The sequence below is a fragment of the Virgisporangium aurantiacum genome, assembly GCF_016863635.1.
Lineage (GTDB): Bacteria > Actinomycetota > Actinomycetes > Mycobacteriales > Micromonosporaceae > Virgisporangium > Virgisporangium aurantiacum.
Genome location: NZ_BOPG01000012.1, coordinates 1 through 15,301, shown reverse-complemented (window position 1 = coordinate 15,301; position 15,301 = coordinate 1). Strand labels below are relative to the sequence as shown.

The window sequence follows — 15,301 nt, the reverse complement described above, 5'->3', positions numbered from 1 at the left end:
ATCTTCCCTCGGTGGAACGGGTACGCGCTACTTGACGGCGCCACCGGTGGCGCCGGCGGCGACGTACTTCTGGGCGACGACGAGCAGGATGACGGCGGGGATCGACGCGAGCACCGCGGTGGCCATCACCGCGCTCCAGTTGGACACGTGCGCGCCCAGATAGGTGTAGATCCCCAGCGTGACCGGTACGACGGTGCCCTTCGTCGTCAGGGTCAGCGCGAAGATGAAGTCGCTCCAGGCGAACAGGAACGCGAACAGCCCGACGGTGATCAGTGAGTTGCGGCTGATCGGTACCACGACCGACAGGAAGGACCGGAGCGGACCGGCGCCGTCGACGCGGGCCGCCTCGACGATCGACGGTGGCACGCCCAGCATGAATGAGCGCAGGATCAGGATGCCGAACGGTATCGCGTTGGCGGCGTTCGCGACGATCAGGCCGGGAACGGAGTTGAGCAGGCCCAGCCGTTCGTACAGCGTGTACAACGCGTTGGCGATCACGATGCCCGGGATCATCTGCGAGAGCAGCACGGCCAGCAGGGCCCAGTTGATCCAGCGGAACCTGAACTGCGCCAGCGCGTAGCCGCACGGTGCGGCGACGACCAACGTGAGCACCACGGTGCCGGAGGCGACCAGCAGGCTGGTCACCAGGTTGTGTCCCTGGTCGTGCAGCGCGGTCCGGTAGCCGTCGAGCGTCGGATGGGCCGGGAGATAGGTGGCGGACAATGTGTTCCCGCTGGGCTGCAGCGAGATGTTCACCATCCAGTAGACGGGGAACAGCATGACGGTGAGAAGAACCAGCGCGACCGCGGTGCGGACGGTTCTCCGGATTCGATGAACGGTCATGGGTCGGTTCATTAGTCGTAGATCCGGCGTCGGGTGGCGCGCAGGTACACGACCGCGAACGCCAACGAGATGACGATGAGGATGTTGCTCAGGGCGGCGCCCTCGCCGAACGCGAACTCCACGAACGAGCGCTCGTAGGACTGTGTGGCGATGGTCTCGGTGGCGTTGGCCGGGCCGCCTCCGGTCAGACCGAGGATGATGTCGATCACCTTCAACGTGTAGATCACGCCGAGCATCAGCACGATGCCGACGACTTCGCGCAGGTTGGGCCAGGTGATGTGCCGGAACGCCTTCCACCCGGTGGCGCCGTCGAGGGAGCCCGCCTCGTAGAGGTCCGACGGAATGTCCTGCAGGCCGCTGTAGAGGAGAGTGAGGTTGAACGGCACCCCCAGCCAGATGTTCACCAGGATCACCGTGACGAGCGCGACGTCCGGGGAGGTCAACCAGGGAACCGGCGAGTCGATGACGCCGGCGCGCTGGAGCATGACGTTCAGGATCCCGCTGTCCTGGTCCAGGATCGCCCGCCACGCGGCGCTGCCCACGATCAACGGGATGAGCCAGGGGAGCAGGAACAGCGCGCGGATCAACCGGTTGAGCGGGAAGTTGCGGTGGAAGAACACCGCCAACGACAGGCCGATCACGAACTGGCCGGCGATCGACCCGGCGGTGAACACGACCGTGTTGACAACCGCCTTGGTGAACACCGCGTCGTCGGCGACGGTCGCGAAGTTCCGTAGGCCGACCCACGGCGCCTCGCCGGTGAAGAAGGTCCGCAGGCTGTAGTCCTGGAAGCTCATGACCAGGTTCTTGACCACCGGATAGCCGAACAGGACGGCGATGGCCAGGGCGGCCGGCACCACGAACAGGATTTCCGCGATCCGCTCCCCGCGCCGGCCCCATCGAGGGGCCGGCGCGGGGGTCACCCGGGCGTCGTTCGACATTCGTCGACTCATCTCGGCCACGGACCGGCTAGCCGCCGGCCTTGGCCATCGCGTCGGCGGGAGCCGCCTGACCGGTGAGGACCAACTGCATGCCGGAGAAGATCACCTTGGCGGTGTCGGGCCATTTCTCGCCGAGCTTTCCGGTGCGTGCCCGGGCCTGCGCCACCGCGTCGGCGAAGCCGGCCATCGCCGGTACCTCGGTCTTGAACCTGGCTCCGAGCGCGAGCCTGGTGGGCACCAGCCCGCCGTCCTTCGCCCGGGCCAGCTGGTTCTCGTCGGTGTTCATGCACTTGACCAGCTCAGCCGCTTTGCTCATCCGCGCCTTGTCGCCGGTGAGCGGAACGGTCCAGGCCTCACCGCCGAGCGGTGCGGTCGACGTCTGTCCGGGGGTGTTGACCGGGAACGGGACGACGCCGAAGTTGACCTTCGCTTTGTCCAGGGTGGGGATCTGCCACGGCCCGTTGAGCATCATGGCTGCCTTGCCGGCGATGAACTGGTCGTTGACGTCCGCCTGGGTCCAGGTGACCACGCTCTTGGACGTCACACCGCTGTCGACGAGGTCCTTCCACAGCTGGAGTGCCCCGGCGACCTGCGGGCTCTTGAGGTTGGTCTCGTCGCCGCCGTTGGTCCACATCGGCGGTAGGAACTGCCAGGCGCCCTCGAAGTCCGCGGTGGCGTTGAACGCGAAGCCGTACTGGTCGCCGGCGGTCAGTTTCCTGGCGGTGGCCTTCAGCTCCGCCCACGTGGTGGGCGGGGTGACGCCGGCCTTCGCGAGGACGTCCTTGTTGTAGAAGATGGCGATGGTGTTGGCGGCCGGCTGCAGACCGTACAGCTTGCCCTTGTACGTGGCGGCCGACACCGGACCGGCGGCGTAGCCGTCGGCCTTGATGCCGTAGTCGTCCAGCGGTGTGAGCGCGCCGGTGGCGGCGATCTGCTGGATGTCGGGGTTGTCGAGCATCAGCACGTCCGGCATCGTCTTCGACGACGCCTGCTGCAGGACCTTCTGGATGAGGGTCGGTCCGGGCACGGCGGTCCGGTCGATCTTGCCCACCCCGATGGTCGTCCCGCACTTCTCGAGCAGGGCGCGCACCTGGGACGTGGTCGGTTCGTCGGTGTAGTAGTCCAGCACGGTCAGGCTGTCGACGGTCTCGTCGGACGAGGACCCGTCGCTGCCGCAGGCGGTGAGGGTGAGGGCTGCCAGGGTGGCCGCGGCCGCGACAGCGGCCATTCTTCTTGTCATCGGTACAGCTCCTTAGCTGACTCGATCGCGCTCGGTATAGCGCTTAACCGCCGGGACACAGGGGGTGGCTTGTGACATGACGCGACGGGTGGTTAAGCGCTATACCTGACTCGCGGTAGAGTCTGGAAGCCAGCCGGAAGGTTGTCAACACGTCCTTTCGGACAGGAATGGGGTCGCGCGAATGGCAGTCACGATGCGTGAGGTCGCGGAGGCCGCAGGGGTGTCGATCGCCACCGTCTCGTTCGTGGTCAACAACACCAAGCCGGTCACGCCGGAGACCCGGCAGCGGATCGAACGGGCCATGGCGGAGCTCGGCTTCCGGCCGAACGTGGTCGCCCGTGCCCTGGCCAGCCGCCGGACCCGGATTCTCGCGCTCGCTACCCCGTTCTCCCGGCTCTGGCTGGGCGCCGCGACCCGCGAGTTCATCATCGGTGCCGCCACCGCGGCGAAGGAAGCCCGGCACCACCTGGTGATCTGGCCGGTGGGGAACGACGGCGACGAACTGGTCACGCTTGTCGGCCAGAAGCTCGTCGACGGGGTGCTGCTGATGTCCGTGGCGCTGGACGATCCGCGGGTGGAGGCGCTGCGCGGGCTGGACACCCCGTTCACGCTGATCGGTCGCACCCGCGACGTCACCGGGTTGCACTACGTCGACATCGACATCGCGGCCTCGATGCGGGTGGCCATGGACCACCTGGTCGATCTCGGGCACCGACACATCGCGTTCGTGAACGGCGACCGCGACGAGGAGGGCGTCGCCGGGTTCGGTCCGTATGTCCGCTCCGAGCAGGCCTACCGGGAGCTGGCCGGCGAGCGCGGCATCGACCCGGTGGTGCTGTACTGCCGGTCGAACGTCGCCTCCGGCCGCGAAACAGCCCGCGAACTGCTGGCCCTGGCGCCGCGGACCACCGCGGTGATCGTGCAGGACGAGGCGGGCGCGGCCGGTCTCGTCGCGGAGCTCAAGCGGCTCGACCGGGCCGTGCCCGACCGCATGTCGGTCCTGTCCATGTTGAGTTCGGCCGACTTCGCGGAGATGTGGGATCCGCCCCTGACCACCATCAGCACTCCGGGTCTGGAGCTGGGACGCCTCGCAGTCGAGGCCCTGCTCCAGCAGCTGGACGGCAGGCCGCCGGTGTCCGCCGCGCTGCGTACGGGTGTGCTCGTGCCCGGCGGGACCACCGGCCGGGTTCCCGCCGGCACCGCGGGACCGGGGCGGTCGGCCGCACGCCGCAGGACGTGATCCGCGACGGTGACCCGGCCGCGATCACCACTCGCCCGCGCTCAACGGGCTCCCTGTAGCTGACGCGCTGGTACGGCCCGCGGCGGTCCGCCGCGGGCCGTACCCGTACCCGGAGCCGGTCAGGCGCGGGCCCAGCGCTGGTTGGTGCCGCCGTGGCAGGTCCACACGATCGCCGCGGTGCCGTTGGCGGTGCCGGCGCCGTTGACGTCCAGGCACAGTCCGGTCTGGGCGTTGGTGATCGTGCCGTTGGCGTTGAGGTTCCACTGCTGGTTGGTGCCGCCGTTGCAGTCCCAGATCTGTACCCGGGTACCGGCGGCGGCATTGGTGGGCGCGTCGAGACACTTGCCCATCACCTGCAGCGCGGCGCCGTTCTGGGTGAACTGCTGGTTCGTGCCGGTGTGGCAGTCCCAGATCTGCACCTGAGTTCCGTTGGCGGTGCCGGAGTTCGGGATGTCGAGGCAGCGACCGGACGCCTCGCCGCGCAACCGGTTGCCGGTCGGCCCGGGATCCGGGCCGCCTGCCTGGAACTGCGAGAAGAACCGCCACACCTCACCCTTGGTCCAGGTGGTGATGCCGCTCTCGCAGGCGCACCCGTCGACCGGTCCGGGCATGTGGCCGCCGTCGAACGCCGCCCACTGGACCGGGTACCCGGCGCGGCATCCGGAGTAGACGGTGGTGATGTGCGTCCGGCTGCCGACCGCAGGCTCCCGCGGGCTCTGCGCGGTGCAGCCGTTGTTGCGGACGAACGTGTCGCGCAACGAGCGTCCGGCCGAGATGTTGAGAACGTTGTCGGAGATGCCGTGGATGCCGAAGTACGCGATCGGCTGGGTACCGCCGTTGCAGCCGCTGATCTGCGCGCCGGAGAAGGCCACCACCGCCCGGAACACGGTGGCGCGGGCGCACGCGATCGCGTAGCTCATGCCGCCGCCGTAGCTGAACCCGAGGGCGAACCGCTGTGTCGTGTCGACGCAGAGCGCGTTGTCGATGAGCCGGTTCATGTCGTCGACGAACGTGATGTCCTCGCCGCCGGAGTTGGCCCAGCCGTTGCCGAGGCCCTGCGGGGCGACCAGGATCGCGCTGTTGTTCGACTGCTCCTGCATCCCGTAGTAGGACCAGGGAGTGCCGCTGGTGCCCCCCGAGGCGACGTCGTTCATGGTGCCGCCGCGCCAGTGGAACGCGAAGATCAGGCGGTACGGGTTGCTGTTGTTGTAGTTCGCGGGCACGCGCAGGATGAAGCTGCGTGACTTGCCGTTGCTCTGGATCGTGTGGGTACCGCTGGCCAACCCGGGCGCCTTGCCGCATCCCGCCGTCGTCGCGAGCGTGGTGACGTCCGTGGTGAGGTTGCCGGCCGCCGACGCCGGACGGATGCCGACGAAACCGACGGCGGCCAACACTGTCGTGGCGGCGATGGCGAGGCCCGCGCGCCACCGATGACGATCGTTGCCGTGTCGCATGTTCGTTTCTCCGATCTTCTGTGCGGGGGTCAGCGGTAGCCGGCGGCGACGACGTTGGCGTGTACCGCGTTCTCCGTGGCGTCGGACGGGTAGCCGGCGACCATCGCTCCTTCGTAGAAGGTGCCGGCGCTGAGGTTGGCGCCGCCGCCGGGCTTGCAGCAGTCGCCGCCGCTGCCGAGGATGATGGCGCCCTGCTTGCGCATCGGGCTGTACCCGGACGGGAGGGCGCCGTCGTAGAGCGTGTAGAGGCTGCCGGCCTGCGCGTTGCTGCCCTTGAGCGCGAAGCGGTTGGTGCCGTTGTTCTTCAACATGGCCGTCACGAACTTGCTGGTGAACGCCCGCTGGTTGGGGTTCCACGACTGTGACCCGCCGGGGTAGAGCCCCCACTCCAGGTCCGCCTGCACCCACGGGCCGCTACCGGAGCAGCCGCCGAACCAACACTGGGTGCTGAAGTTGATCGCGTCCATGGCACCGGCGGCGTCGGCCGCCCGCGTCGTCTCGCTGTTGCCGTAGTCGAAGCAGCAGCCGTTGTTGACGTGGGTGCCGCTGGTCACCATGTACATGCCTTCGGGCGCGCTGCCGGTCGGCACGCCGGTGAGGTGGCCGTCGCGCCAGTAGCTGTTGCCCGGGTTGATGTACAGCGAGTACGCCTTGGTGCCGCCGACCGTCAGCGACTCCGAGGTCGCCGACGCCGGACGGCTCTGGCTGGACCCGGGGACCACGCTGGATCCCTGATACCACAGGTGGTTTCCCCGGCCGGACTGGTCGTAGACCACGGTGACGACGCACGCGGTGCCGGCGCAGAACGAGTCCTGGGTCGCGGCGTTGGCGGCGCCGCCCGTGCCCAGCCCGCCGATGTCGCGGGTGGCGTTGTCCGACGAGCGCCGGACCTGGTAGAGGTTGCCGCCGTAAGCGCCGTAGAGGGCCCGCACGGTGCTGTGGGCGGCGATGCAGGGTGTACCGGCCGACGCGTAGATGTCGCACGGCGCGGTGCCGGAGGGCGGCTGGGTCGACGGCGAGTCCCACTGCTGGTTGCTCTGGCCGTGGCAGGCCCAGAGGATGATCTTCGTGCCGTTCGCCGTGCCCGAACCGTTGGCGTCGAGGCACAACCCGGACTGGACGCCGGTGATCGAGCCGTTGGTGTTGACGTTCCACTGCTGGTTCGGCTGACCGTTGCAGTCCCAGACGATGACCGCGGTGCCGTTGGTGGTGCCCTGCCCGTTGGCGTCCAGGCACTTGGTGCCGAACACCATGAGCTGTCGGGCCGAGGTGTAGGTCCACGTCTGGCCGCCCGCGCCGCTGCAGTCCCATAGCTGTGCCTGCGTGCCGTTGGTGGAGCCGGGCGCGTCGAGACAACGGCCCGACTGGACGCCCCTGATGGTGGCGCTCTGCCCGGGCTGGATCGGCGCGGCCGCCGCGGCGCCGGGGACGAAAGCGAGCAGCAGGGCGGCGCCGAGCACGGTCAGCCGCCGGTACGGGCGACTTCTGAGGTGTGGAAGGTCCATGTCGATTCCTTGGTGTCGTGGGGGAGGGGTGCCCGGCGAGGCCGCGCCGGGCACCCCGATGCGGTGGGGCCGGGCGAGGCTGAACCGCCGCCACTGGTTCATGCCGCCGCGGCGGCCCCACTGCAGCAACCGTGCGCCGACGAACTGTCCGCTGAGGACGCTTGGCGCGGTGTGGACGGCCGGTGTCGCGGCCGCCGGCACGAGTCGGCGCAACCGCGTTCGGGCGCGGAGCGCCGTGCGTGTGCCGTGAGATCGACATGCCGTCCGCCGTGACAGGCAGTCAGGTCTCCGGCGTGGCAAGCATGCAGATACACATCGGAATAAGTCAATGCGACCCTCGTGGGAGGGATTCCATAACACTTATCGCGCACGATTTTGAGGATTTTCGGCGTCCGCGAGGGTGCCCGCGAAGGCGCTGCGAAGGCGTGAGCGAACCCGCCCGGTGTGCGCCGCCGTGGGGTGGCCTGGCGCATGACATCGGCGGCGCGTGGCGTGGCGGGATGCCGCCCATCGCCCGGGATGGACTGGCCCTCTTTCGCGAGGTCATCCACCAAATCGACCGCGATCACTTGACGAAGAGAACGTTAACATTCTAAGGTTGCTCACGCTTCGTAATACGTCATATGAATCGACCATGTTCGACTCCAGCCGCGGCCCGCCCCGCGGCCGAACCGTCACGCCCGACCGCGGGCCACAGCGCCGCATGCGTGTAGGCGCAGCGCGTCCAGACCCGGGTCCCGGCTCCGATCGCCAGGTGGCTCGCCGACCACCCGACGATCGGGTCCGGGTACCCGTCGCCGCGCGTCCCGTGATCACCCCCACCCTGGTAGGAGGATCCCGTGTTCGTATCGTCCCCCGCGGTACGAAGGCACCTGCTGGCCGCGATCGCCACGACCGCGATCGCCGCGGCCGCCGTGGTGGCACTTGCCGCCCCCGCGTCCGCCGCGGTCACCACCCTGTATGTCGCCCCCTCCGGATCGGGCACCGCCTGTTCCTCCGCCCAGCCGTGTTCGCTGGGCGAGGCGCAGGCCGCGGTCCGGTCGTTGAACGACGCGATGTCCGACGACATCGTGGTGCAACTGGCCGACGGGGTCTACCGGCCGTCGGCACCGCTACGGCTGACCGCCGACGACTCGGGGTCGAACGGCCACACGGTGGTGTGGCAGGCGGCTGCGTCGGCACGGCCGGTGATCAGCGGCGCCCGGCCGGTGACCGGCTGGTCGGTGGCCGACCAGGGCCGCAACATCTGGCGTGCCAACGTCACCCCCGGACTCGACTCCCGCCAGTTCTACGTCGACGGCGCGATCGCCACCCGGGCCCGGACCCAGGTGAACCGCGCCGACTTCACCGCGTCGAGCACCGGCATGCGCTTCTCGAACGGTGCCCTGAGCTACCTGAACAACCTGGCCAACCAGAGCCGGGTCGAGATGGAGGCCGTCAACTCGTTCACCGACCGGTACTCGCCGGTGCAGAGCATCAGCGGGAACCTCATCACGATGCAGCAGCCGGCGTGGAACAACAACAACTTCGGGTACGACACCTTCACCAGCCCGCACCGGGCCGGTCCGCTGTACCTCACCAACGCCTACGAGTTCCTCGACTCACCCGGCGAGTGGTACCTGAACCCCGGAACCGGGGTGCTGTACTACATCCCGCGGACCGGCCAGAACATGGCCACCGTCAGCGCCGAACTTCCGGCGCTGCAGTCCCTGGTGAACATCGGTGGCACCTACGGCGCGCCGGCCCACCACATCACGTTCAGCGGCATCACCTTCACCGGTACCAGCTGGCTGGGCCCGAGCAGCAACCAGGGCTACGTCGACCAGCAGACCGGCGCCTACATGGCCGGCAACTGGAGCTGGCCGGGCTTCACCTCCTGCCACAACGGCTGCACCCAGTTCGAGGCCACCCGGCCGAACTGGTTCCAGATGCCCGCCGCCGTGCAGATCTCGGCCGCCAACACCGTCACCGTCACCGACTCGCGGTTCGTCAATCTGGGCCAGACAGCCATCGGCATCGGCAATGACGCGAACGCCCACGCGAGCGGCGTCGGCCTCGGCGCGAGCGGTATCACCGTCACCCGTTCCGAGATCGCCCAGAGCTCGGCCGGCGGCATCGTGGTCGGCGGGGTGCGCGCCGACGCGCACCACCCGAGCGACCAGCGGATGGTCAACCGTGACATCACGATCAGCAACAACCGCGTCCACGACCTGGGACTGGAGTACCGGGGCATCGTCTCGGTGCTGGCGACCTACATCACCAACGCCACCATCTCGCACAACGAGGTGTACAACCTGCCCTACACCGGTATGTCGATCGGGTACGGCTGGGGATCCAACGACGCCGGCGGCAGCAACCACTACGCCGATCGTGGCCTGTACAACTACCAGCCGCGATACACCACGGCGACCACCGCGTCGAACAACCGGCTCGTCGGCAACTACGTGCACGACGTCATGCAGCAGATGAACGACGGCGGATGCATCTACACGCTGTCGGCCAACCCGAACGCGATGATCAGCGACAACTACTGCCTACGCACCAACGGCTACTTCGGGATCTACTTCGACGAGGGCTCGCGGTACTACACCGCGACGCGCAACGTCTTCTCGGCCATCGGCACGTGGGCCACGGCCAACTACTACTTCGCCGAGAACATGGGCAACTTCACCGTCACCGGCAACTGGACGACCAACGGCAGCACCAACGTCACCAACGGCGACCGCGGCAACGTGGTCAACAACAACGTGACGGTGACCAACGGGAACTGGCCGGCCGGTGCCCAGTCGGTGATGGCCTCCGCCGGGCCGCAGGGCGGCAGTTCGCAGCCGGGCAACCAGATCGTGGGTGCCGCGTCCGGGCGCTGCCTGGACGTCCCGAACGCGACCACCACCAACGGCACCCAGACCCAACTGTGGGACTGCTCCGGAGGCGCGAACCAGAGTTGGACGTACACCTCGGGCAAGCAGCTCATGGTGTACGGCACCAAGTGCCTGGACGCGAACGGCCAGGGTGCCGCGAACGGCACCACCGCGATCATCTGGGACTGCAACGGCCAGACCAACCAGCAGTGGAACCTGAACGCCAACGGCACGATCACCGGGGTGCAGTCGGGGCTGTGCCTGGACGCCAGCGGATCGGGCACGGCCAACGGTACGAAGGTGCACCTGTGGGCGTGTCACGGCGGGACGAACCAGCAGTGGACGCGCAGGTAGGCCGGAGGCCGGCGCCGCCGCGGGGTGGTGCGGGGGTGACGCATGACGTCGGCTGCCGGTGCCCACGAGCTGAGCCTGCTTTCCGCCGCGCAGGCCGGCGACCGGCGCGCGCTCACGGAACTCGTCACCGCGTACCTGCCGTTGGTGTACACCACCGTGCGCAGGGGACTGGGTGGCGTGCCGGACGTCGACGACGTCGTGCAGGAGACGATGCTGCGTGTCCTGCGGGAACTGCGGGCGTTGCGGACACCCGAGAGCTTCCGGCCGTGGCTGATGGCGATCGTCATGCGTCAGGTCAGCACGTTCCGCACGCGTGGGCGGGCGGCGGACGTCCGGACCGTCGCTCTGGACGAGGCCGTCGACGTGCCCGTGGCGGCCGCCGAGGACGCGGCCCTGCTCCGCCTGGAACTGGCGAACCAGCGTCGACAGATGGCGCGGGCCAGCCGGTGGATCGACCCGGACGATCGGGCGCCGCTGTGGTTGTGGTGGCTGGAGAGCGCCGGCCGGCTGACCCGCACCGAGCTGGCGTCGGCACTGGGAAAGAGCGTGCCGCACGCGGGGGTGTGCGTGCAGCGCTCCCGCAACCGGCTGGACCTGAGCAGAGCCGTCGTGGTCGCGCTGGACACCGTGCCGCGCTGCGGCGGGCTGGCCGCGACGGTGGAGGGTTGGGACGGCGTGCCCGGTCCGCTCTGGCGCAAGCGGATCGTGCGGCACGTGCGGTCGTGCCCCGACTGCGACCACCGGTCGGCGTGGTTGCCTCCGCCGGAGGTCCTGTTCGAATGTCTCGCGTTGCTTCCGGAAAAGTGTTATGTGGGAGCGCGACCGGGGGTCCCGTGACGGGTGTGGACCGCCTGTTGGGAAAGACCACAGAACATCGATAGTCGTTTATTGATTGTGTCGAAACATTCTGGCAATGTGCGTTACATCGAGGGCTAGCGCTTCCACCCGCAGCCTCCAGCGGGCCGACCTGACGGTCCGACTTTGAGAGAGGTCAGCATGAGATTTTCCAGCGGGTCGAGGCGACACCTTCTGAGAGCGGTCCGGCCCATCCTGACGGTCGGGCTGTTGACGGCCGGCATGACCGTGGCCGTCGCCGCACCGGCCCACGCGGGCACCACCCTCGGCACGGCGGCGGCGGAAAAGGGCCGCTACTTCGGCGCCGCCGTCGGGACGTACAAGTTCGGCGACTCCACCTACATGACGGTCCTCAACCGCGAGTTCAACAGCCTCGTGCCCGAGAACGAGATGAAGTGGGACCACACCGAACCGAACCAGAGCCAGTTCAACTTCGGAAACGGCGACCGCATCGTCAGCCATGCCCGGTCCCGCGGGATGTCGGTGCGTGGCCACACGTTGCTGTGGCACGCGCAGCAGCCGCCCTGGGCGCAGAACATGTCCGGTTCGGCGCTGCGCAACGCGGCGATGAACCACGTGACGCAGGTGGCCACCCACTTCCGTGGGCAGATCTACGCGTGGGACGTGGTGAACGAGGCGTTCGCCGACGGTGGCGGCGGCGGCCGGCGCGACTCGAACCTGCAGCGCACCGGCAACGACTGGATCGAGGTGGCCTTCCGCACCGCACGCGCCGCCGACCCGTTGGCCAAGTTGTGCTACAACGACTACAACACCGACGGGATCAACGCGAAGTCGACCGGCATCTACAACATGGTCCGCGACTTCAAGTCCCGCGGCGTGCCGATCGACTGTGTGGGCTTCCAGTCGCACCTGGGCAGCTCCGTTCCCGGTGACTACCAGGCGAACCTGCAGCGCTTCTCCGACCTGGGCGTCGACGTCCAGATCACCGAGCTCGATATCGCGCAGGCCAACGCGAACGCCTACGCCACGGTCACCCGGGCCTGTCTCGCGGTGTCCCGGTGCACCGGTATCACCGTGTGGGGCGTGCGGGACTGCGACTCGTGGCGTAGCGGCGACAACCCGCTGCTGTTCGACTGCTCGGGCAACAAGAAGGCCGCGTACGGCGCCGTGCTCGACACCCTCAACGGCGGCTCGAACCCGAACCCGACCGGTAACCGGCTGCGCGGCGAAGCCTCCGGACGCTGCCTGGACATCCCGAACTCCGTGACCACCAACGGGACCCAGGTACAGATCTACGACTGCCACACCGGCACCAACCAGCAGTTCACCGTGAACGGCTCCGCGCTCCAGGTGATGGGCAAGTGCCTGGAGGCACCGTCGAACGCCGCGGGCGGCACCCGGGTTCAGATCTGGGACTGCAACGGCGGCGCCAACCAGCAGTGGACCCTCAACAGCAACGCCACCGTCAGCAACGCCCAGACCGGACTGTGCCTGGACGTCAACGGCGCCGGTACCGCCAACGGCACCGCGGTCATCGTCTGGTCCTGCCACGGCAACAGCAACCAGCGGTGGACGCGGATCTGACGGGAACGACCGCCATGTCGTAGGGCACGGCGGAGACGGCTGCCCGGGGTGGGGCGGCCAGGCCGGGGCGGTGGTGCTCAGCACCGGGTGGGCCGCCCCGGCCAGCTCCGGATCGTCGACGACAGGTGCCTGCGTGATCGATGTGCCGACACGCGGCGGCCGCCGATGCCGCGGACAGTCACGGGTCGGCCCCTCACCGAGAAGGACGGAACTCATGAGAACACGTGCGGACAGCGGGTCGTACCACCGGCCCGCCCGGCACCGGCCCGGTCGCCTCCGGGCGTCCGTCGTCGGCCTGTTGGTGACGGCGGCCGGTGTGCTTGTCGCGTTTCCCACGCCCGCGCAGGCGGCGACGGCGATCACCATCAACGGCTCGTCGGGGGGACGGGCGTTCGACGGCGTCGGTGCGATCAGCGGCGGGGGCGGCAACAGCCGGCTGCTGGTCGACTATCCGGAACCGCAACGCGGCCAGATCCTCGACTACCTGTTCAAGCCGGGCCACGGCGCCGCCATGCAGATCCTGAAGGTGGAGATCGGCGGCGACACCAACTCGACGTCCGGCGCGGAACCCAGCCACGAACACACCCGGGGCACTGTCAACTGCGACCGCGGGTACGAATGGTGGTTGATGGGCCAGGCGAAGGCCCGCAACCCCGACATCAAGATCTACGCCCTGTCCTGGGGAGCGCCGGGCTGGATCGGCAACGGCAACTTCTGGTCCACCGACTCGATCGACTACCTGATCGCCTACCTTGGCTGCGCGTCCAGCCACGGCCTGACGATCGACTACCTCGGCGGGTGGAACGAGCGCGGCCGGGACGTGACCTGGTACAAGAACCTCCGTTCGGCGCTGAACTCCCGCGGCTACCCGAACGTGAAGATCGTGGCGGCCGACGAGTTCGGCTGGGGTGCCGCCGACGACGCGCAGCGGGACTCCGCGTTCGCCAACGCGGTGGCCGTGTTCGGCAGCCACTACGTCTGCGGCTACCGCAGCGCGCAGACGAACTGCCCGAGCTCGACCACCGCGGTGAACTCCGGCAAGGCGCTGTGGGCCAGCGAGAACGGCTCCGACGACTACAACGCCGGCGCGCAGGCCCTGGCCCGCGGTATCAACCGTGACTACATCGACGGAAAGATGACCGCCTACATCAACTGGCCGGTCATCGCCGCGGTCACGCCGAACATCCCGTGGGCGACCACGGGCCTCGCGGTGGCCTCGCAGCCGTGGTCGGGCTACTACTCCATCGGCAAGAACGCGTGGGTGATGGGGCACACCACGCAGTTCGTCGCGCCGGGCTGGCGGTACCTGGACAGTTCCAGCGGTTACCTCGGCGGCAACCGCAGCAACGGCAGCTACGTCTCGTTGAAATCGACCAACAACCGCGACTACAGCACCGTCATCGAGACGATGGACGCCGCCGCGGCCCAGGACCTCACGCTGACCGTGGCGGGCGGGCTGTCGACCGGAACGGTGCACGTGTGGTCGACCAACGTGCGGTCGAGCAACGCGAGCGAATACTTCGTCAGGCGCGCCGACATCACGCCATCGAACGGAACGTTCTCGCTCACCGTCCAGCCGGGCTACGTCTACAGCATCACCACGACCAGCGGACAAGGGAAGGGGACCGCGAGCGGATCCGCACAGGGCAACCTGCAGCTGCCCTACAGCGACACCTTCGACAGCTATGCGACCGCGCGGGAAGCGAAGTACCTGAGCGACCACCAGGGCTCGTTCGAGGTGGTCGGGTGCGGCGGCGGCCGGACCGGCCAGTGCGTGCGCCAGATGTCGGAGCAGGCGCCCATCTACTGGACCTCCGGCCACGCCGAACCGTTCGCCCTGCTGGGTGACACGACGTGGCGCAACTACACCGTGTCGTCGGACGTCATGTTGGAGAAGTCCGGCTACGTGCAACTCGTCGGACGGGCCACCACCTACAACCACGAGCAACCGCAGAACCTCAACGCCTACTACCTGCGGGTGGCCGACAACGGGGCCTGGTCGATCCGGAGCAACAACACCAGCGGAAACCAGCGGACGCTCGCCAGCGGCACCGTCTCGGCCCTGGGCACCGGCCGCTGGCACACCGTGTCGCTGACCCTCAACGGGAGCACCCTCACCGCCGCCGTCGACGGCGCCACCGTCGGCAGCGTGACGGACTCCGCCTGGGTCGCCGGGCAGATCGGTTACGCCACCGGGCAGGGCGTGACGGCACAGTTCGACAACCTGTCCATCACCCCGGTGGGCACCCAACCCGGCCCGACCGGGGAGATCCGGGGCGCGGGCGCCAACCGGTGCCTGGACGTCAACGGCGCCAGCCAGGCCGACGGCGCGGTCGTGCAGATCTGGGACTGCAACGGCGGTGCGAACCAGCAATGGACACTCGCGTCGAACAAGCAGCTGACCGTGTACGGCAACAAGTGCCTCGACGCGCCCGGCACCGCCGCCGGTGCCCGGATCCGGAT

The 15,301-nt window shown here is 68.6% G+C and carries 10 protein-coding genes; 5 read left to right on the top strand and 5 right to left on the bottom strand.

The window, feature by feature from the left end; all coding sequences use genetic code 11:
* Nucleotides 1-27: 27 nt before the first annotated feature.
* Genes Vau01_RS08875 through Vau01_RS08865 form a run of 3 tightly spaced genes read right to left on the bottom strand, consistent with a single transcriptional unit; the run spans nucleotide 28 to nucleotide 3,024 of the window.
* Nucleotides 28-843, bottom strand: coding sequence for a carbohydrate ABC transporter permease (locus Vau01_RS08875; RefSeq protein ID WP_203989138.1), 816 nt, complete (start codon nucleotides 841-843; stop codon nucleotides 28-30).
* Nucleotides 844-854: 11 nt separating this feature from the next.
* Nucleotides 855-1,796, bottom strand: coding sequence for a carbohydrate ABC transporter permease (locus Vau01_RS08870; RefSeq protein ID WP_239151437.1), 942 nt, complete (start codon nucleotides 1,794-1,796; stop codon nucleotides 855-857).
* 16 nt (nucleotides 1,797-1,812) lie between these two features.
* Nucleotides 1,813-3,024 carry a sugar ABC transporter substrate-binding protein gene (locus tag Vau01_RS08865; protein WP_203989136.1) on the bottom strand — a complete coding sequence of 404 codons (1,212 nt, stop codon included), beginning with the start codon at nucleotides 3,022-3,024 and terminating at the stop codon, nucleotides 1,813-1,815.
* 193 nt (nucleotides 3,025-3,217) lie between these two features.
* Between Vau01_RS08865 and Vau01_RS08860 the strand changes: the two genes are divergently transcribed.
* The gene (locus Vau01_RS08860; RefSeq protein WP_203989134.1) at nucleotides 3,218-4,264 is read left to right on the top strand and encodes a LacI family DNA-binding transcriptional regulator; all 1,047 of its coding nucleotides are present in this window, start codon (nucleotides 3,218-3,220) and stop codon (nucleotides 4,262-4,264) included.
* Nucleotides 4,265-4,383: 119 nt separating this feature from the next.
* Here the strand turns inward: Vau01_RS08860 and Vau01_RS08855 are convergent, their stop codons facing one another.
* Together Vau01_RS08855 and Vau01_RS08850 are read right to left on the bottom strand one after the other, a co-directional pair.
* A complete protein-coding gene (locus tag Vau01_RS08855; RefSeq protein ID WP_203989132.1) occupies nucleotides 4,384-5,718 on the bottom strand; it encodes a ricin-type beta-trefoil lectin domain protein in 1,335 nt (444 codons plus the stop codon).
* Between the two features lie 29 nt (nucleotides 5,719-5,747).
* Nucleotides 5,748-7,436, bottom strand: a complete 1,689-nt coding sequence (locus Vau01_RS08850) for an arabinofuranosidase catalytic domain-containing protein (protein WP_239151436.1) — start codon at nucleotides 7,434-7,436, stop codon at nucleotides 5,748-5,750.
* A 626-nt stretch (nucleotides 7,437-8,062) separates the two neighbouring features.
* Here Vau01_RS08850 and Vau01_RS08845 point away from each other — a divergent pair.
* The 4 genes from Vau01_RS08845 to Vau01_RS08830 form a co-directional block, all read left to right on the top strand.
* Nucleotides 8,063-10,438 (top strand): RICIN domain-containing protein, encoded by a 2,376-nt coding sequence (locus Vau01_RS08845; protein WP_203989130.1) that lies wholly within the window; start codon nucleotides 8,063-8,065, stop codon nucleotides 10,436-10,438.
* 42 nt (nucleotides 10,439-10,480) lie between these two features.
* Complete coding sequence (locus Vau01_RS08840; RefSeq protein ID WP_203989128.1) at nucleotides 10,481-11,275, top strand: RNA polymerase sigma factor; 795 nt, start codon at nucleotides 10,481-10,483, stop codon at nucleotides 11,273-11,275.
* Nucleotides 11,276-11,434: 159 nt separating this feature from the next.
* Nucleotides 11,435-12,838 (top strand): endo-1,4-beta-xylanase, encoded by a 1,404-nt coding sequence (locus Vau01_RS08835; RefSeq protein WP_373320206.1) that lies wholly within the window; start codon nucleotides 11,435-11,437, stop codon nucleotides 12,836-12,838.
* 214 nt (nucleotides 12,839-13,052) lie between these two features.
* Nucleotides 13,053-15,301 (top strand): ricin-type beta-trefoil lectin domain protein (locus Vau01_RS08830; RefSeq protein ID WP_203989125.1); only part of this gene is annotated, 2,249 nt, incomplete at its 3' end.

What these genes read in the sequence shown, in the direction of transcription:
- Vau01_RS08875 (WP_203989138.1), bottom strand. Translation starts at nt 843, where the DNA reads ATGACCGTTCATCGAATCCGGAGAACCGTCCGCACCGCGGTCGCGCTG.
- Vau01_RS08870 (WP_239151437.1), bottom strand. Translation starts at nt 1,796, where the DNA reads ATGAGTCGACGAATGTCGAACGACGCCCGGGTGACCCCCGCGCCGGCC.
- Vau01_RS08865 (WP_203989136.1), bottom strand. Translation starts at nt 3,024, where the DNA reads ATGACAAGAAGAATGGCCGCTGTCGCGGCCGCGGCCACCCTGGCAGCC.
- Vau01_RS08860 (WP_203989134.1), top strand. Translation starts at nt 3,218, where the DNA reads ATGCGTGAGGTCGCGGAGGCCGCAGGGGTGTCGATCGCCACCGTCTCG.
- Vau01_RS08855 (WP_203989132.1), bottom strand. Translation starts at nt 5,718, where the DNA reads ATGCGACACGGCAACGATCGTCATCGGTGGCGCGCGGGCCTCGCCATC.
- Vau01_RS08840 (WP_203989128.1), top strand. Translation starts at nt 10,481, where the DNA reads ATGACGTCGGCTGCCGGTGCCCACGAGCTGAGCCTGCTTTCCGCCGCG.
- Vau01_RS08835 (WP_373320206.1), top strand. Translation starts at nt 11,435, where the DNA reads ATGAGATTTTCCAGCGGGTCGAGGCGACACCTTCTGAGAGCGGTCCGG.